The 17,900-nt window shown below is 63.1% G+C and carries 19 protein-coding genes; 4 read left to right on the top strand and 15 right to left on the bottom strand.

Annotation, left to right across the window (positions count from 1 at the left end; genetic code table 11):
• Positions 1 to 226: 226 nt before the first annotated feature.
• A complete protein-coding gene (locus HNQ95_RS28930; protein ID WP_067966576.1) occupies positions 227 to 733 on the top strand; it encodes a BA14K family protein in 507 nt (168 codons plus the stop codon).
• Between the two features lie 39 nt (positions 734 to 772).
• On the opposite strand, the gene HNQ95_RS28935 is transcribed toward HNQ95_RS28930, so the two are convergent.
• On the bottom strand, positions 773 to 1,546 hold the full coding sequence (locus tag HNQ95_RS28935) for a DeoR/GlpR family DNA-binding transcription regulator (protein ID WP_067962218.1): 774 nt from the start codon (positions 1,544 to 1,546) through the stop codon (positions 773 to 775).
• 362 nt (positions 1,547 to 1,908) lie between these two features.
• On the opposite strand from HNQ95_RS28935, the gene HNQ95_RS28940 reads away from it, so the two are divergent.
• Entirely contained in the window at positions 1,909 to 2,565 is a 657-nt protein-coding gene (locus tag HNQ95_RS28940) for a TerC family protein (protein WP_067962220.1), read from the top strand.
• A gap of 67 nt (positions 2,566 to 2,632) precedes the next feature.
• Here the strand turns inward: HNQ95_RS28940 and HNQ95_RS28945 are convergent, their stop codons facing one another.
• From HNQ95_RS28945 to HNQ95_RS28970, 6 genes are all read right to left on the bottom strand, one after another.
• Entirely contained in the window at positions 2,633 to 4,045 is a 1,413-nt protein-coding gene (locus HNQ95_RS28945) for a pyridoxal phosphate-dependent decarboxylase family protein (protein WP_182575832.1), read from the bottom strand.
• Positions 4,046 to 4,091: 46 nt separating this feature from the next.
• Complete coding sequence (locus HNQ95_RS28950) at positions 4,092 to 4,823, bottom strand: proteasome-type protease (RefSeq protein ID WP_067962223.1); 732 nt, start codon at positions 4,821 to 4,823, stop codon at positions 4,092 to 4,094.
• A 34-nt stretch (positions 4,824 to 4,857) separates the two neighbouring features.
• Complete coding sequence (locus tag HNQ95_RS28955) at positions 4,858 to 5,652, bottom strand: transglutaminase family protein (protein ID WP_067966579.1); 795 nt, start codon at positions 5,650 to 5,652, stop codon at positions 4,858 to 4,860.
• Positions 5,653 to 5,664: 12 nt separating this feature from the next.
• Complete coding sequence (locus HNQ95_RS28960) at positions 5,665 to 6,606, bottom strand: alpha-E domain-containing protein (RefSeq protein WP_067962227.1); 942 nt, start codon at positions 6,604 to 6,606, stop codon at positions 5,665 to 5,667.
• A 17-nt stretch (positions 6,607 to 6,623) separates the two neighbouring features.
• Positions 6,624 to 8,036, bottom strand: a complete 1,413-nt coding sequence (locus tag HNQ95_RS28965; RefSeq protein ID WP_182575833.1) for a circularly permuted type 2 ATP-grasp protein — start codon at positions 8,034 to 8,036, stop codon at positions 6,624 to 6,626.
• A 153-nt stretch (positions 8,037 to 8,189) separates the two neighbouring features.
• Positions 8,190 to 8,426: an Lrp/AsnC ligand binding domain-containing protein gene (locus HNQ95_RS28970; protein WP_067966581.1), complete on the bottom strand. Its 237-nt coding sequence runs from the start codon at positions 8,424 to 8,426 to the stop codon at positions 8,190 to 8,192.
• Between the two features lie 269 nt (positions 8,427 to 8,695).
• On the opposite strand from HNQ95_RS28970, the gene HNQ95_RS28975 reads away from it, so the two are divergent.
• The gene (locus tag HNQ95_RS28975; protein WP_067962229.1) at positions 8,696 to 9,106 is read left to right on the top strand and encodes a DUF4864 domain-containing protein; all 411 of its coding nucleotides are present in this window, start codon (positions 8,696 to 8,698) and stop codon (positions 9,104 to 9,106) included.
• Here the strand turns inward: HNQ95_RS28975 and HNQ95_RS28980 are convergent.
• The 3 genes from HNQ95_RS28980 to HNQ95_RS28990 all read right to left on the bottom strand — a co-directional run bounded on the left by HNQ95_RS28980 (position 9,096) and on the right by HNQ95_RS28990 (position 12,785).
• The gene (locus HNQ95_RS28980) at positions 9,096 to 10,730 is read right to left on the bottom strand and encodes an ABC-F family ATP-binding cassette domain-containing protein (protein ID WP_182575834.1); all 1,635 of its coding nucleotides are present in this window, start codon (positions 10,728 to 10,730) and stop codon (positions 9,096 to 9,098) included. The genes HNQ95_RS28975 and HNQ95_RS28980 overlap by 11 nt on opposite strands.
• Before the next feature lie 127 nt (positions 10,731 to 10,857).
• A complete protein-coding gene (locus HNQ95_RS28985; RefSeq protein ID WP_182575835.1) occupies positions 10,858 to 11,619 on the bottom strand; it encodes a class I SAM-dependent methyltransferase in 762 nt (253 codons plus the stop codon).
• Between the two features lie 191 nt (positions 11,620 to 11,810).
• The gene (locus HNQ95_RS28990) at positions 11,811 to 12,785 is read right to left on the bottom strand and encodes a threo-3-hydroxy-L-aspartate ammonia-lyase (RefSeq protein ID WP_154387046.1); all 975 of its coding nucleotides are present in this window, start codon (positions 12,783 to 12,785) and stop codon (positions 11,811 to 11,813) included.
• 144 nt (positions 12,786 to 12,929) lie between these two features.
• On the opposite strand from HNQ95_RS28990, the gene dinB reads away from it, so the two are divergent.
• Positions 12,930 to 14,177, top strand: a complete 1,248-nt coding sequence (gene dinB, locus HNQ95_RS28995) for a DNA polymerase IV (RefSeq protein ID WP_154387047.1) — start codon at positions 12,930 to 12,932, stop codon at positions 14,175 to 14,177.
• Between the two features lie 10 nt (positions 14,178 to 14,187).
• Here the strand turns inward: dinB and tgt are convergent, their stop codons facing one another.
• The 5 genes from tgt to HNQ95_RS29020 are packed head-to-tail and all read right to left on the bottom strand — an operon-like array spanning position 14,188 to position 17,890.
• Positions 14,188 to 15,324, bottom strand: coding sequence for a tRNA guanosine(34) transglycosylase Tgt (gene tgt / locus HNQ95_RS29000; protein WP_182575836.1), 1,137 nt, complete (start codon positions 15,322 to 15,324; stop codon positions 14,188 to 14,190).
• The gene (queA, locus tag HNQ95_RS29005) at positions 15,321 to 16,397 is read right to left on the bottom strand and encodes a tRNA preQ1(34) S-adenosylmethionine ribosyltransferase-isomerase QueA (RefSeq protein ID WP_182575837.1); all 1,077 of its coding nucleotides are present in this window, start codon (positions 16,395 to 16,397) and stop codon (positions 15,321 to 15,323) included. Before queA ends, tgt begins: the two co-directional genes overlap by 4 nt.
• Complete coding sequence (locus HNQ95_RS29010; RefSeq protein ID WP_067962240.1) at positions 16,397 to 16,846, bottom strand: DMT family transporter; 450 nt, start codon at positions 16,844 to 16,846, stop codon at positions 16,397 to 16,399. Before HNQ95_RS29010 ends, queA begins: the two co-directional genes overlap by 1 nt.
• Before the next feature lie 6 nt (positions 16,847 to 16,852).
• Positions 16,853 to 17,368 (bottom strand): peptidylprolyl isomerase, encoded by a 516-nt coding sequence (locus HNQ95_RS29015; protein WP_182575838.1) that lies wholly within the window; start codon positions 17,366 to 17,368, stop codon positions 16,853 to 16,855.
• A 27-nt stretch (positions 17,369 to 17,395) separates the two neighbouring features.
• Positions 17,396 to 17,890, bottom strand: coding sequence for a peptidylprolyl isomerase (locus tag HNQ95_RS29020; RefSeq protein WP_246341036.1), 495 nt, complete (start codon positions 17,888 to 17,890; stop codon positions 17,396 to 17,398).
• Positions 17,891 to 17,900 lie beyond the last annotated feature (10 nt).

A 17,900-nucleotide genomic window follows, 5' to 3' on the forward strand; every position in this document is an offset into this window, starting at 1 on the left:
ACAGAGGACCCTGCAGACCATCGACAACCCGTTCGGCACGAGGTTGTCACCCATGTCTTAGGTACAAACTGTTACCTATGTCTTCGGGCTGTACACAGACGCAGAAAGGTGAGCGCCCAGGGATTCGAACCCTGGATCTGCTGATTCCGTCTCGCCGCTCCAGGAACAATTGTCGTCTCCCGCCGTTATGCCCGTGAAGGAACATCCGCTTTACGAGGAAACGATCATGAACAAATTCATCTCAAGCGTCATGGCAACGGCCATCGCGGCTTCATTTGCGGTGCTGCCTGTGGCCGAGGCGATGGCGGCGCCGGCCTTCGTGCCCAAAGCTCCCCAGGCCGACACGGCTATCCAACAGGTCCAGTATGACGGCTACTGGAAAAAGCGCCGTGTGATGCGCAGCGACAGCGCCAGCCATTTCCGCGCACCGCGCAGCGGTTTCTATCGCGAACGTGGCGACGTGGTGTATTTCAACGGTCATCGCGGTTATCGCGACTACCGACCCGGCTATCGTCGCCACAACAATTTCTGGTTCCCGGCAGGCGCCTTCATAGCGGGTGCGATCATCGGCGGCGCCATCGCCAACCAGCCCCAGCCCCGCTACGTCCAGCCGAGCCGCTACGGCAATGCGCATGTCCAATGGTGTTATGACCGCTACCGGTCCTACCGGGCCTATGACAACACCTTCCAGCCCTATAACGGGCCGCGCCAGCAGTGCTATTCGCCTTACTAGGCACGCTGACGCTCAGGCGCGCTCACTCAGGACCCGCGCTCACGGCGCGGGTCTTTTCGTTTCGACGAGCTGCACGTCCGATTCCGCACAGATCTTGCGGATGCTGGGAATGTCGCAATGGTCGGTGATGAAGGTGTCCATTTGCGACAGATGCGCGATGCGCACCGGTGCGGTGCGCTCGAACTTGGTCTGGTCGGAGACGAGGATGACGTGGCGTGCGTTGGCGATGATTGCCTGCGCCACCTTGACTTCGCGGAAGTCGAAGTCGAGCAAAGCGCCATCATGGTCGATCGCCGAGGCGCCGATCACCGCATAATCGACCTTGAACTGGCGGATGAAGTCGACCGCCGCCTCGCCGACGATGCCACCGTCCGAGCCGCGCACCACACCACCGGCGATCACCACCTCCATGTCAGGGTAGACCCGCATCCTGTTGGCGACGTTGATGTTGTTGGTGATGACCATCAGCCCCTTATGGTCGAGCAGCGCCTTGCCGACGGCCTCCGTGGTCGTGCCGATATTGACGAACAAAGAGGCGTTGTCGGGAATGATGCGCGCCGCCGCCTGGCCGATCGCGTCCTTCTCGTCGGCGGCAATCTTGCGCCGCGCCTCATATTCGAGGTTCTCGATGCCAGAGGGGAATAGCGCCCCGCCATGGATGCGGCTCAACAGCCGCTGGTCGCAGAGATCGTTGAGATCCTTGCGGATCGTCTGCGGCGTCACCTGGAAATGGCTCGCCAGGTCGTCGACCAGCACGCGTCCGTTGTCCTTGGCCAGTTGGATGATCTCGGACTGGCGCGGCGACAGATACATGATGAGCGTTCCCTGAATTTCGTTTTGAGCAACGATAGGCCAGAACGAAAGCAGTGAAAAGGCACTTCGAAAGTCACATCGAAGCCGCATTGGTCGAATATCCGGCCTCCGCGGGATGTGGAACAAATGCGGTTTCGGCCTTGAAATCCGCGCAGCGATCGATTACCAACCTGCCACCCAGGCCGGGCCCCTCTGGCAGTCACCATGGCTGCGATGTCGGACTGGAGTTTCCAATCCGGCGGCCTGGCTCAACATGCATTCACCACTCAGCACGTCCTGATTCTTGCTCGACCGGAGCCATCCCGGTGCGGCAGATCATGTCTGCAAGCCACGCCGCCCTTGCTGAAAGCAAAGGGTGCCATATGACAGAATTCTTTACCCCCGAGGCCCTGACCGCCCTCTTCCAGGTCATCATGATCGATCTGGTTCTGGCCGGTGACAATGCCATCGTCATCGGCCTCGCCGCCGCGGGCCTGCCCAAGGACCAGCGCGCCAAGGCGATCTTGGTCGGCATCATCGCCGCAACGGTGCTCCGTATCGGCTTTGCCGCTGCAACGACCCAGCTTCTCCAGATCGTCGGCCTGCTGCTCGCCGGTGGCGTGCTGCTTCTGTGGGTGTGCTGGAAGATGTGGCGTGAACTCCGCCACAGCCATGCCGAGGAAACCCAGGCCGTCGAAGCCTTGTCCGACCAGGATATCGACAAGGACGGCAAGGTCGCGGGTACCGCGCCGCGCAAGACCTTTGCCCAGGCCGCCTGGCAGATCCTCATCGCCGACGTCTCGATGTCTCTCGACAATGTGCTGGCCGTCGCCGGTGCCGCGCGCGACCATCCCAACGTTCTGATCTTCGGCCTGGTGCTGTCGATCGCGCTGATGGGCGTTGCCGCGAGCTTCATCGCCAACCTGCTGCAGAAGCACCGCTGGATCGCCTATGTCGGCCTGGTCATCATCCTCTATGTCGCCGGCGAGATGATCTATCGCGGCACGATCGAGGTGCTGCCCTATATCCAGGGCGCCTGACACATTGCCTGAACAATGAAGCCAGCCGGAACGTCCTGTTCCGGCTGGTCTTTGCTACGATTGACGCCTATCCCGCAGCCCGTGCGATCTCGACGATCACCTCGAAAGCCGTGTCGACATCGGCTTCCGTCGCCTCGAACTGCCCGGCCTGGAAGCGGATTACGGCGCGCCCGTCGAGCCGCGTCTGCGTCAGATAAATGCGTCCGTCGCGATTGATCGCCTCGACCAGCGCCAGATTGTGGTCGTCGAGATCGTCAACGCCCGGCGGCGCATGACGGAACGAAAACAGCGACAGCATCGGCTCGCTGGTGATCTCGAAATCGACCTCACGACCCAGCCGCTGCGCCAGCCCCTCGCTCCATCTGACATGATTGCGGATCATCCCGCGCAAGCCATCCAGCCCATGCGCACGCAGCAGAAACCACAGCTTCAGCGCCCGGAAGCGTCGGCCGAGCGGCACCGACCATTCCGAATAATTGGTGATCCCGTCGCGGCCATGCGTCTTCAGGAACTCCGGCCGGATCGCCAGCGTGCGTACGAGGCTTTCGGGATCGCGGATGAACTGGATCGAACAGTCGAACTGCGCCCCCAGCCACTTATGCGGATTGAAGACAATGGAATCCACGCCCTCGACACCTGCCCAGAAATGGCGGAACTCCGGGCAGATCATCGCCGAGCCAGCCCAGGCGGCGTCGACATGAACGTAGAGGCCGTGGCGCCTGGCCACCTCCACGACCGCCGCCACGTCGTCAGTGCCGCCCACGCTGGTGCCGCCGACACAGGCAATGATGCCAGCCGGCAGCAGGCCATTGTTGCGGTCCTCGACGATTGCCGCATCCAGTCCCTCGGGCGACAAGGCACGAAAGCGCCCCTCGCTCGGAATGCGCACCAGATTGTCATCGCCAATGCCTGATATCCAGATGGCGCGATCGATCGACGTGTGCACGTGCTCCGAGCAGTAGACGCGGATCCGGGGCGCAGCCGACAGGCCCGACTTGTTGCCCTGCCAGTCGAGTGCGCGTTCGCGCATCGTCAGCACGGCGGCAAGCGTCGCCGACGAGGCCGAATCCTGGATCACACCGGTAAAGCTTTCAGGCAGACCGAGGGCCTGGCGCATCCAGTCGACGACGCGGGTCTCGAGTTCGGTCGCTGCGGGCGAGGTCTGCCACAGCATGCATTGCGCCGCCATTGCGCTCACCAGATACTCCGCCACCACAGACACCGGTGCCGCATTGGCCGGGAAATAGGCGAAAAAGCGCGGATGCTGCCAATGCGTCATGCCCGGCACGATCTTGGCCTCGAAGTCGGCGAAGATCTCGTCCATCGGCTCGGCGGCCTCAGGCGGGCTGGCGGCAATCGAGTTCAGCACCTGGCCCGGCTCGAGGCGCGGTCGCACCGGCAGGTCGCGCAGGCCGTCACGATAGTCGGCGCCCCATTCGGCGGCCTTCTGCGACCAATGGCGAAACGCCTCGCTATGCATGGCAATTCTCCCTCCCCATCAGCCTCAGGACCGGCCAGGCATTCGATTATTCGATGAAATCGGGCAAGCTCTGGAACGCGGCCTTCAAGGCATCCGACCAGCCTTCGGACACACTCCGGTAATAGGGATCGTCGGGGCCGATGCGCCTCTTCAGCCCGATCTTGAAACTGTCCTTCTCGTAGAACGCCAGATCGAGCGGCAGGCCGACCGACAGGTTCGATTTCAGCGTCGAATCGAACGACACCATCAAAAGCTTCACCGTTTCAGCAAAGCTCATTGCGCGGTCATAGGCGCGCACGATGATCGGCTTGCCATATTTGGTCTCGCCGATCTGGAAGAACGGCGTGTCGTCGCTGCATTCGACGAAATTGCCTTCGGGATAGATCATGAACAGTCGGGGTTCGCTGCCTTTGACCTGGCCGCCGAGAATGAAGGAGGCGTTGAAGGCAGCATCCGCTGTCTGGCCGGCCGGGGCCGATTGGGCGATCACTTCCTTGACCGTGTCGCCGACGATGCGTGCGATCTGGAACATCGAAGGCGCTTCGAGCAGCGTCGGCGCACGCTCGGCGGCAGCCTTGGTGCGCTCGTCGAGCAGGCTGACCACGGCCTGCGTGGTGGCCAGATTACCGGCCGACATCAAGACGACCGCGCGCTCGCCCGGTTGCTCCCAGATGCGCATCTTGCGAAAGGTAGAGATATTGTCGACCCCGGCATTGGTCCGCGTGTCCGACATGAACACCAGGCCACGGTCAATTTTCATGCCGACGCAATAGGTCATCGATTCCAGTTCCGGCGAATGTTCTTATGCCGGATTACTGCTCTACCGTGATGTGGACTGCAAGCCGTTCCTGCGCATGCCCGATCAGAATGCCGGCTATCGGCATCGCCTCGCGATAGTCGCGGCCGACAGCCACGCGCACATAGCGTTCGTCGGGCGACATGCCGTTGGCTGCATCGAAGCCGACCCAGCCGAGGTCGCTGACATAGGCCTCCGCCCAGGCGTGCGTGGCAACCTGGTCGACCCGGTCGTTCATCATCAGGTAGCCGCTGACATAGCGCGCGGGAAAACCAAGCAGCCGGGCCGAAGCGGCAAATACATGTGAGTGGTCCTGGCAGACGCCGGTCCCTTTCACCAGTGCTTCCTCGGCGGTCGTGCGCGAGTCCGTCGTGCCGGTGACATAAGCTATCCGCTGCTGGATGAGCGCCATCAACCCGTGCAGCCGCTGCAGATCGCCTCCATCGCCGACGCTTGCCGCCAGATCGCGGATCGCTGTGCCGGGCGCCGTCAGCGGCGTCTGGTGTTCGAACAGCCAGAGCGGCGCAAAACCGCGATGTGGTCCCGAAACACCAGCCGTATCGTTGGTCTCTATCTCGCCTTCAGCCACCACGCTGATCGTATGCGGATCTCCATCGATGGACAGAAGCCGCGTGTCGTTGCCGAACTGATCGAGGAAACGCACCTCCTCCCGCGCGCCTTCGATGTGCAGCGCCCAGGTCAGCATCGTCTGCGCCGGACCGCTCGCGGGCCACAGCCTGAGCCGCTGCAAGCCGTAGCGGATCGGCTCGTCATAGCTGTATTCGGTGCGGTGGCTGACCTTGAGCCGCATCATCCTATCCGATCAATAAAAGCCGAAATCCTGGGCGACCTGATCGCCCAGCCGGTTATTGTCCCTGATGAAGTCGGCCAGGAACTCGTGCAGACCGGTTTCGAAGATATCCTTGATTTCGGTGCCACGCAGACGGGCATAGATCCGCTCGGCGATCTCCTGCGCCGGATGCCGGGCGCCATAGTCCTCGCCGAGGAACTTCAGATGCTCGGCAAGGAAGCGATAGCTGAACGACAGCGAACGCGGCATGCGCGCATTGAGGATCAGATACTCGGCGATGTTGGTTGGCTTGTATTCGGCCTCGTAGACCCAGCGATAGGACCGGTGCGCCGCAACCGACCGCAAGATTGATTCCCACTGGTAGTTGTCGAGCGACGAGCCAACCCAGGAGACCGAGGGCAAAAGCACGTAATATTTGACATCGAGGATACGCGCGGTGTTGTCGGCGCGTTCCATGTAGGTGCCGAGCTGAGCGAAATCGAAGATCTCGTTGCGTAGCATCGTTCCATAGAACGAACCGCGGATCAGCGCGGTTTCACGCTTGATGGCGTCGAGCACGCCGGGCAATTCGCGCTGATCGATCGGAGACGCCAGCATGCGCTTCAGCGCCATCCACGCTTCGTTGATGCTCTCCCAGGTCTCCCGCGTCAAGGCCGTGCGCACCATGCGCGCATTGTTGCGCGCGGTCTCCATCGCCGCCACGGCACTCGACGGGTTCGACATGTCGCGCAACAGGAAATCGGCAACGTTTTCCGCCGTGTAGTCTGAGTGTTTCCCGGCAAAAGAGCTGGCAGCACCGGCGGAGAGCAGCACCGATTTCCATTCCTCGGAGGCATCCTGGCTGCGGGTCAGCGCGATGCGCAGGCCGGCATCGATCAGCCTCGCCATGTTCTCGGTCCGCTCGATATAGCGGTTCATCCAGTAGAGGCCGTTGGCGGTGCGTCCCAGAAGCATGAAAAATCAACGTCCCCCTAGTCGTCCAGAACCCAGGTATCCTTGGTCCCGCCACCTTGCGATGAATTCACCACCAACGACCCCTCCTTGAGGGCCACACGCGTCAACCCGCCCGGCACAATGCGGATACGGTCGGAGACCAGCACGAACGGCCTGAGGTCGACATGCCTGGGGGCAAGCCCCTTCTCGGTCAGGATCGGGCAGGTCGATAGCGATAGCGTCGGTTGGGCGATGTAGTTCGACGGCCGGGCCGCGAGCTTCTTGGAAAACTCCTCGCGCTCCTTCCTAGTAGCCGCAGGGCCGACCAGCATGCCGTAGCCGCCCGAGCCGTGCACTTCCTTGACCACCAGCTCGGCCAGATGCTCCTGGACATATTTCAGGCTGTTTGCTTCCGAGCAGCGCCACGTCGGGATGTTGCCGAGGATCGGCTTGCGGCCGGTGTAGAACTCGATGATCTCGGGCATGTAGGAATAGATCGCCTTGTCGTCGGCGATACCGGTGCCTGGCGCATTGGCAATCGTGATGTTGCCGGCGCGGTAGACGTCCATGATGCCGGGCACGCCGAGTGCCGAATCCGGCTTGAAGGTCAGCGGGTCGAGATAGGCGTCGTCGACGCGGCGGTAGAGCACGTCGATCTGCTTGTAGCCTTCGGTCGTGCGCATCGCGACATGGCCGTCGACGACGCGCAGATCCTGTCCCTCGACAAGCTGCACGCCCATCTGGTCGGCCAAAAACGCATGCTCGAAATAGGCCGAGTTGAAGCTGCCCGGCGTCAGCACGGCAATAGTCGGCGCACCGTTCACACCGTTCGGCTTCACCGCCGCCAGCGACTGCCTGAGCAGTTGCGGATAGTTCTCGACCGGATGCACCTTGATGCGCTGGAACAGCTCGGGAAAGAGCTGCAGCATCGTCTCGCGGTTCTCCAGCATGTAGGATACGCCCGAGGGCGTGCGCGCATTGTCCTCGAGCACGTAGAACTCGTTTTCGGCGATGCGTACAATGTCGACGCCGATGATGTGGGTGTAGACGCCCGCCGGCGGCCGAACCCCGATCATCTCCGGCAGGAAGGCCTCATTGGTGGCGATCAGCTCGCGTGGCACGCGCCCTGCCCTGAGGATCTCCTGGCGATGATAGATGTCGTCGAGAAAAGCGTTGAGCGCCTGAACGCGCTGCTCGATGCCCTGCGTCAGCCGGCGCCATTCATTGCCTGAAATGATGCGGGGGACGATGTCGAACGGGATCAGCCGTTCCGATGCTTCCTGCTCGCCATAGACGGCAAAGGTGATGCCGGTCTTGCGAAAAACGCGCTCGGCATCGCGCATCTTTTCAGTAAGTCGGGCGGGGTCCTGGTTTTTCAGCCAGCCGTCATAGGCCTCATAGGGTCTTCTCAAACCGGCTTCTGCCGGCAGCATTTCGTCGAACGCAACCAATGGCAAACTCCCCTCTTGGCCAGTGAAATGACCTCGGGAGAGAAAATCAAGCGCAATCGCCGGTTTTGGCGACAGCCGGCTTATTTATCGGAAAATTGCCCGTATTTTCGGCAGTATGCAGGCGATATGAGCAGATCCCTGCCCTTGTCCCGCTCAGAACGCGCGGAACGTCACCGTGGTGAAGGTATCCTTGATGTTGCCGATGGCATGGACTCGTTCGTTGACGAAGTGGCCGATGTCCTCTTCGTCATCGACGTAGAATTTGACCAGCAGGTCGTAGTTGCCGGCAGTCGAATAGATCTCCGAGGCGATTTCGGCGTCCGCCAATGCGCTCGCCACCTCATAGGCCTTGCCGAGCTCACATTTGATCTGCACGAAAAAGGTCTTCATCGCTTCGTCCGTTCCATCGTTGCCCGTCTTGTCGCAGAACGGACCATGCCTTTCAAGCGACAGCTGCGTTGTGACCACGGCAAAGAGATTTGATTACGGATGCGACGACTTTCCCGAACCTGCGAACGGAGCTGCAGCCTGTCCTCCCAACAGCACGGGAATGCCTGACGCGCAACCGGCTGATCTGATAAACTCCTTGCCGATGCAACCATTTTGCGCGGTCCAGCGTGTCTGCTGGCATCGCCCATGGTTGGCGACCGGAGAACCTCATGCGCCGCGCCGCCCTTTTTGCCTGCCTGCTCATGTCCCTCCCGGCCTATGCCGGTGAGGCCGAAATCAAGGCAGCACAAGACAGCATTTCGGGCCAGCTCCATGCCTTCCGCTCGGGCAACGACGCCACTGCCTACAGCTACGCCGCCCCCAATGTGAAGCGCATTTTCCCGACCCTCGACACTTTCATGAACATGGTCACGGGCGCGTACAAGCCAGTGCACAAGCCGCAGAGCTTCTCCTTTGGAAAATTCCAGGAAACGAGCCCGACATCGATCGTCCAGCAGGTGATCATCGTCGGTGCCGACGGAAAGGACTACGAAGCCGTCTACACGCTCGAACTCCAGCCCGACGGCGTCTGGCGCATCACCGGCGTCAGCCTGCGTGCCTCAAACTCGCTCAGCACCTGATCAGAGCCGCGACCGACGATCGCCCGAACGCATCCGGCTCCTGACAGCCAAGTTCGACCCGCCTGGTGATCCCGATCGCCTCGAGGAATGCCTGGTCGTGGCTGACCACCAGCAGCGCCCCGTCATAGCCGCGCAATCCGGCTTCCACGGCCTCGATGGCGTCGATATCAAGATGATTGGTCGGCTCGTCGAGGATCAGCAACGCTGGCGGCGCCTTGCCGCCGAGCACGCAGGCCAGTCCAGCCCGCAGCAACTGGCCGCCGCTCAGGCTGCTCGCGACCTGCAACGCCGCATCTGCACGGAACATGAAGCGCGCCAGCGCCGCACGGCAGGCATTTTCGTCCGCCTCGGGATTGATGCGGCGGAAGTTGTCGCGGATCGAAGCCTTGGCGTCGAGCAGGCCGACCTGCTGGTCGAGCATGGCATAGGCGGTCAGTATGGAGACACTGCCCGCCCATGGCTCGAGTTCGCCCGAGATCGCCTTGAGCAGCGTTGTCTTGCCGCTGCCGTTGCCGCCCACCAGCGCGACACGCTCCGGCCCGGTCATATCGAGGGAAAAGTCCGAAATGACCGGCCTTCCCGGCTCGTAGCCAGCCGTCAGCCGATCAACGCGCAGCACCGACTTCGTGGGCGGCAGGCCCGTCGACGGCAATTTCAGCAAGATGGGCTGCAGCACCTCGATCCGCTCGCGGGCGGCGGCGGCATCTGCTTCCGCCTGGGCGCGCCGGCGCTCTGCCAGGCGGATGTTTTCGCCTGATGTGTTCTCGGCGCGGTTTTTCAGCCCGTTCATCAGGATGCGTGGCATGTCACCCTTGGCCGCTTTGCGTTTGCCGACACCGTCCTTGCGTGCCTTGCGCTCGGCCGTCGCCTGGCCTTTCACGGCAACCTCCGACACACGTCGTTCAGCGTCGAGCAGATCGTGCTCGGCCGCGGCCAGTTCGATCGCCTTGCGCTCGCGATAATGGCTCCAGTTGCCGCCATGGCGCGTCGCCCCCAGCGACGTCAGCTCGACTATGGCGTCCATGGTGTCGAGCAGCTCGCGGTCGTGGCTGACGACGATAGCCCCGGTGCGCCAGCCGGCCAGCAGGTCGATCACCGCCTTCCGGCCGTCACGATCGAGATTATTGGTCGGCTCGTCGAGCAGGATGAAGTCGGGCTCGCCAAAGACCAGCGCGGCGAGCCCCGCACGCGTACGCTGGCCGCCCGACAGGGCATCGAGCGCCGTGGCAGGCTCCGCGCTCAACCCGACGCGGGCGAGTGCAGCCTCGATACGTGCCTCCAGCGTCCAGTCGGCATTGGTCAATTCCTCGACACTGGCAAGTCCGGCCCCAGCACGCCGCAGCAGGTCGAGCCCCTCAGATGCCCCGAACAGGTCGGCCACGGTTTCGCCTGGCGAGATCTGCGCCGCCTGGCGCAACAGCCCTAGCGTGCCAGCGACGGATACATTGCCGGTCTCCGGTAGCAAGGAGCGCGATATCAGATGCAGAAGCGTCGACTTGCCAACGCCATTGCGTCCGACAAGCCCCGAACGGCCTGCTTCGAAGTTCAGCGATAGATTGGAAAAGAGCGTCCGGCCGTCAGGCGTGGACCAGGCAATATTCGACAGAGAGATTGATGCAGGCATGGAATTCCCCAATGGCAATGCGGTTCGGCGTTGCTGTCGGGCAAAAATCCATTGAGGCACACATCCTGTTGAAATTACTGATGGCTGCTAGATAGTCGAGCTGCCGCCTTGGTTCAAGCCATTGATTTCATTCCGGCCGGCGCGCCTCGACGCTGATCGTCTCGCAGCCAGTGGCCGGCGCCTGGCCGTAACGATAGTCACCAGAGGCGACGACGTCGACGAAACCCGTTTCACGCAGCGCCATGGCAAATTCCTCGACGCCCCACCAACGCAGGCTGAACAGCTCCAGTTCGGAATCGACGAGTTTGGTGTCCCTCCACAGTTCGTAGCGCAGATGCGTCACGGTGGTCTGCGCGACATAGTCGGTTGAAACGCGCGCATCGGTCAGCGTCATCAGATCGCCGTCCCAGGTGGTCCAACTCCGCACCCGGCCGCCCTCGCCCAGGAAGCCGCCGATGGCGTCCAGGTCGATCATCAGCCGCCCGCCCGGCGCCAGATGATCGAAGAACCGCCGCAAAACGGCCTTCGCCACAGCCATGTCGGTGATCAGCTGGAACGAGCCAAGCGGCACGACGATTGCCGCAAAGCGGCGATCGTAGGCAAAGGTCTCGAACGTCCCATGGCTGATCCGCCCCTCGTCGAGCGAGCGCTCCGCACAGGCCCTGCGACAATAGCCAAGCATCTCGTTCGAGGGGTCGAAGCCGCTGATGTCGAAACCGGCTTCCAGCATCGGCACGAAAAAGCGACCATTGCCGACAGCAGGCTCCAGGATGGAGCCGGCACAATCCGCAAGACGCCCACGATAATATTCGATGTCTCCGAAAGAGCGCCCAACCGGCTTGTCGAGATTGTAGACCCAGGAGGCGAGCGTTCCGTATCTGTTGTTCATGCGCGCCTGCCCCGTCTGATCTACAGCAATTTCCGCTGACCTTCGCGCGGCCAAGCATGTCCGCGCCATACGACGGACTTGCTTGCCACGTCCAGCCACCAAATCTTCGGGAACGAGCGTTGCGTGGTCGCTGTGGCGCGGACACAACGCCTTCAGGCGGAGAGTTGCGCGCCACAGGCTCAGGTCAGACGTCAGGCGTCGGCGAAGAACCCACTCAATGCCTTCAGGTCGACATTGCCGCCGCTGAGCACGATACCGACGCGTTTGCCCGCACAGTCGACGACGCCGTTGAGCGCTGCCGCCGCCGCCAGACAGCCGGTCGGTTCGACAATCAGCTTCATGCGTTCGGCAAAGAAGCGCATCGTCGACACCAGTTGCGCATCGCTGACCGTGACGATGCCGTCGACCTTGGCCTGCAGGATCGGAAAATTGTGGTCGCCGACATATGTGGTCAGCGCCCCATCGGCGATCGACTTCGGCGGCGCGATGCGAACCACCTCACCCTTCTGCAGCGACTGCTGCCCGTCATTGCCGGCCTCCGGCTCAACGCCGATGACGCGACAGCCAGGCGCCAGTGCCTTGGCGCTCAGCGCACAGCCGGCAAGCAGGCCGCCGCCTCCGAGCGGCGCGATGAGGATGTCGAGCTGTCCAACCTCGTCGATCAGTTCAAGTGCCGCCGTGCCCTGGCCGGCAATGATGTCGGGGTGATCAAAGGGCGGGATGACGGTCATGCCGCGTTCCTCGGAAATCCCGCGCGCCATCGCCTCGCGATCATCCTTGTAGCGGTCGAAGAACACCACCTCAGCGCCATAGCCCCGGGTCGCCGCAACTTTGATCTCGGGGGCGTCCTTGGGCATCACGATGACAGACGGCGCGTCGAGCAGCGTCGCCGCATAGGCGAGCGCCTGAGCGTGGTTGCCAGAGGAAAAAGCGACGACGCCCTTCTGCCTGGCTTCCGGCGACAGCGCCGAAACGGCGTTGTAGGCACCGCGGAACTTGAAAGCACCGGCGCGCTGCAAATTCTCGGCCTTGAAGAACAGCTCGCCGCCAATCTTGGCATTGGCAGCGCGCGAGGTCAGCACCGGGGTCCGATGCGCCTCGCCAGCGATGCGCGAAGCCGCAACCCTGACGTCTTCAAATGTTGGAACGCGCAGCGAAACAGTCATGGGATTCTCCTTGGATTGCGGCACCATAGTCGACGCCAGCGATTTCCATAAGCCCGCACCGGACGCCACCGCTTGCGCCAGCGCGCTTGACTTTTCGCATGTATGTTCTCTTTATGTTCCGAACACTCTCGACAGATCGCCTCTATGGAAAGCGCAGCCACCATCCTGCATGCCGACCTCGACGCCTTCTATGCGTCGGTCGAACAGTTGCTCGACCCGAGCCTGCGCGGGCAGCCCATCGCCGTCGGCGGCGGGGTGGTGCTCGCCGCGTCCTACGAAGCCAAGGCGTTCGGCGTCCATGGCGGCATGCCGGGCCGGCGCGCCCGCGAACTGTGCCCCGGCCTCATCTTCGTCGGCGGCAATTTCAGGGAGTACCAGCGTCTGGGCGACGCAGCGATCGCGGTGCTCGGCGATTTCACGCCGCTGGTCGAGCGCATCTCCATCGATGAGGCCTTCGCCGACGTCGCCGGCTGCACCCACCTGTTCGGTTCGCCCGAGGAGATCGCGCAGAAGATCAGGAACAGGGTCCGGACCGAACTCGGCCTGCCGATGTCAGTCGGCGTCGCCCGCACCAAGCACCTCGCCAAGATCGCCTCGCAGGTCGCCAAGCCCGACGGCATCGTCGTGGTCGATGGCAGTGCGGAAATCGCATTCCTGCACGGCTTGCCTGTCGGCCTGATGTGGGGTGTAGGCCCAGCGACCGAAACGCGCCTGGCGGACGCCGGCATCACCACCATCGGCCAACTGGCCAACGCCAACCGGCATGTGCTCGAACGCCTGCTCGGTCACGCATCAGGCGAAAAGCTGGCGGCACTTGCCTGGAACCGCGATCCACGCCGCCTCCAGCCGCATCGCCGCGCCCATTCCGCCGGCGCGCAGTCGGCGCTCGGTATGAAACCGGCGCGGCCCGATATCTACGTGCCTGCCCTGCGCCACCTCGCCGACCGCGTCGCCTCGCGCCTCCGGGCCAAATCACGCCCCGGTCGCACCATCACCGCCCGCGTCCGCTTTGCCGACCTGCGTTCGGTGACGCGGTCAATCACGCTCGACGCGCCGATCTCGGCCACCGCAATGATCACGGAAGTCGCCGAAGAACTGGTGCGCGGCGTGCTCGCCCAGTACCCGAGCGAACGCGCCATATCGCTTCTGGCAATCTCTGTCTCGCATCTCGAGGAACATTCCGGCCTGCAGCTCGAACTGCCGCTTGGGCTCGCCGACGAAAAACACCGACCAGGCACGCGAAAAGGCCAGGCGCGCTGGGGCGCTGACCGTGCCATGGACGCGATCCGCGAACGTTTCGGCTGGGAAGCGGTCGGCTACGCCTCGGTCGCGCTCGGGCACGCGGGGTCCGTGCCCGATGCCTTCCGCGAACTGGCCGAGAAAGAGCTGTGAGCGGCTGACCTCAGCCCTTGTGCAGCGGGATGTCGCCGCGCGCCCATCCTTCGCTGATCTCCGTGGTACGGTCGGCAAAACGCCCGGCCTCGATCGAGGCACGGATCTCGCTCATCAGGTGCTGGTAATAGGACAGGTTGTTCCAGGTCAGCAGCATCGCGCCCAGTGCCTCGCCCGAGCGAACCAGATGATGCAGGTAGGCGCGCGAATAGTCGCGCGCCGCCGGGCAATCGCTTTCCTCGTCCAGCGGCCGCGGATCGTCAGCGTGGCGCGCATTGCGCAGGTTCACCTTGCCGCGGCGTGTATAGGCAAGGCCGTGGCGGCCAGCCCGCGTCGGCATCACGCAATCGAACATGTCGATGCCACGCGCCACCGACTTGATGATGTCGTCGGGCGTACCGACGCCCATCAGATAGCGCGGCTTCTCCTGCGGCAGTTCCGGACAGGTGATGTCGAGCATGTCGAGCATCACCTCCTGCGGCTCACCGACGGCGAGGCCGCCGACGGCATAACCCTTGAGCTCCAGCCCCGTCAGCGCCTGCGCCGAGCGCACGCGCATGTCAGGGATATCGCCGCCCTGCACGATGCCGAACATTGCCTTGCCCGGCTGGTCGCCGAAGGCGGTCTTGCAGCGCTCGGCCCAGCGCAGCGACATTTCCATGGCGCGCTGGATTTCCTTCGGCGTCGACGGCAGCGCCGTGCATTCGTCGAGCTGCATCTGTATGTCGGAATCGAGCAGCCCCTGGATCTCGATCGAACGCTCCGGCGACATCTCGTAGGGCGCGCCATCGATATGCGAGCGGAAGGTCACGCCCTTTTCGCTGAGCTTGCGCAGCTTCGACAGCGACATCACCTGGAAGCCGCCGGAATCGGTCAGGATCGGATGCGGCCAACGAGCAAAGTCGTGCAGGCCGCCGAGCTTGGCCACCCGTTCCGCGCCGGGACGCAGCATCAGATGATAAGTGTTGCCGAGGATGATGTCGGCGCCGACGCCGCGCACCTGATCCATATACATCGCCTTGACAGTGCCGCCTGTGCCGACAGGCATGAAGGCCGGCGTACGGATGGTGCCGCGTGGCATGGTGATTTCACCGCGCCGCGCCTTGCCGTCGGTCGCGAGCAGCTTGAAGGTGAACTCAGAACTCATCGGTCGTCCCTGAACAGCAGGCTTGAATCGCCGTAGGAATAGAAGCGGTAGCCGCTCGAAATGGCATGCGCATAGACATCGCGCATGCGCTCCAGTCCGGCAAAGGCCGAAACCAGCATGAACAGCGTCGAGCGCGGCAGGTGGAAGTTGGTCATCAGCGCATCGACGAATTTGAATCGGTAGCCGGGTGTGATGAAGATGTCGGTCGGGCCTGACCAGGCGGCCAAGGTACCGTCTTCGCGCGCGGCACTCTCCATCAGGCGCAGCGACGTGGTGCCGACGGCAACCACCTTGTTGCCCCGCGCCCGCGCCGCATTCAGCACGGTTGCAGTCTCGGCCGAAACGTACCCGACCTCCGAATGCATCTTGTGGTCGGCGGTGTCATCGGCCTTTACGGGCAAAAAAGTGCCGGCGCCGACATGCAGCGTCACGAACTGCTTTTCGATGCCGCGCGCCTCGAGCGCCGCAAACAATTCCGGCGTGAAATGCAGGCCGGCGGTGGGCGCAGCAACAGCCCCCTCTTCGCGGGCATAAACGGTCTGGTAGTCCTTGCGGTCGCGCTCATCATCCGGGCGCTTCGAAGCGATATAGGGCGGCAGCGGAATGTGGCCGACGGCATGCAACGCCTCATCAAGCCCCGGTCCAGAGAGGTCGAAGGCCAGAAGCGCCTCACCACCCTCACCTTTTTCCAACACCGTGGCGTCGAGCTGGCCGAGCATGCAGGCCTCGGCATCGTGGCCGAACCGGATGCGGTCGCCTATGGCAACCCGCTTGCCTGGCCGCATGAAGGCAAGCCAGCGGTCGGGTGCGGTGCGCATGTGCAGTGTCGCATCGACATGCGCCACGGCCTCGCTACGCACCCGAACACCCTTGAGCTGAGCCGGAATGACGCGCGTGTCGTTGAGCACCAGCACATCGCCAGGGTTCAGAAGCGACGGCAGGTCGCGCACCGACAGATCGGCCAGCGCTTCGTCCGGCCGCACGCACAAAAGCCGCGCCATGTCGCGCGGTTCGGCCGGGCGCAGCGCAATGTTCGCCTCCGGCAGCTCGAAATCGAAAAGATCAACGCGCATCAGTAGATACGGATCATCAGCGCGCCGGTGAGCAGAAGCACGGCACCGACGATGCGGCCCATGGAAATCTCACGCACGGCAACACCCAAAATGCCGGCCTTGTCGACCAGCATGCCGGCCAAGAGCTGCCCCGTCACCAGGAAAGCCATCAATGCCGCCGCACCGATGCGTGGGGTCAGCAGCACGGTCGAGGTGACGTAGGCCGCGCCGAGCACACCGCCAGTCACGAACAGCCAGGGTGCCGGCGCTCTCCAGTCGATAGCTGCGCCTGGCATGCGCGTGGTGAGCAAGGTGACCACGCCGAGCACGACAGCACCAGCGAGGAAAGAGATCGCAGCCGCTGCGACGGGCACGCCGAGGCCGCGCGCCAGCTGCGCATTAATCGGTGCCTGAATGGCAATGAAGGCGCCCGCCAGAACGCCGAGAAGCGACCAGAGAGCGCCAGCCATTGTCAGTTATTCCGCGACGTCGGCCGCAACCTTCAGCGACACGATCTTGTCGGGATCCTGCACCGGCTCGCCGCGCTTGATCTTGTCGACATTGTCCATGCCTTCGATGACCTGGCCCCAGACCGTGTACTGGCGGTTCAGGAAGCCGGCATCCTCGAAGCAGATGAAGAACTGCGAGTTGGCCGAATTCGGGTTCTGGGCACGCGCCATCGAGCAGGTGCCGCGGGCGTGGTTCATGTTGTTGAACTCGGCCTTCAGGTCCGGCTTGTCCGAACCGCCCATGCCGGCACGCGATGGGTTGAAGTCCTTGCCGCCCGACTTGCCGAACTTGACGTCGCCGGTCTGGGCCATGAAGCCGTCGATGACGCGGTGGAACACCACGCTGTCATAGGCGCCTTCGCGCGCCAGTTCCTTGATGCGGCCGACATGGCCGGGCGCCAGGTCCGGGAACAGCTCGATGACCACATTGCCCTTGGTCGTTTCCATGATCAGCGCGTTCTCGCGATCCTTGATCTCGGCCATGATGAAATTCCTTCTCTTCGTTTTCGTTTACTTGGCGTCCGCGGCGATGCGGACCTTGATCATGCGGTCGGGGTCGCTGACCGACCCATTATTGGCCGCGTCACCCTTCTTGATGGCGTCGACCAGATCCATGCCGCTCTCGACGTCGCCGACGATGGTGTACTGGCCGTCGAGTGAGGACGCGGTGTCGAACATGATGAAGAACTGCGAATTCGCCGAATTCGGGTCCTGCGAGCGTGCCATGCCGACGACGCCGCGCTTGAAGTTTTCCTGCGAGAACTCGGCCTGGATGTCGGGCAGCTTCGAGCCGCCCATGCCGGCGCGGTTGGGATCAAAGCCATCCTTCATGTCGCCGAACTCGACGTCGCCGGTCTGGGCCATGAAGCCGCCGATGACGCGATGGAACGCGACGTTGTCATAGGCGCCTTCGCGCACCAGCGTCTTGATCTGCGCGACATGCTTGGGCGCGAGGTCGGGACGCAGCGCGATGGTCACGTCGCCGCCCTTCAGCGTGATGACCATGGTGTTCTCG

The sequence above is a fragment of the Aminobacter ciceronei genome, assembly GCF_014138625.1.
Classification (GTDB): Bacteria; Pseudomonadota; Alphaproteobacteria; order Rhizobiales; family Rhizobiaceae; genus Aminobacter; species Aminobacter ciceronei.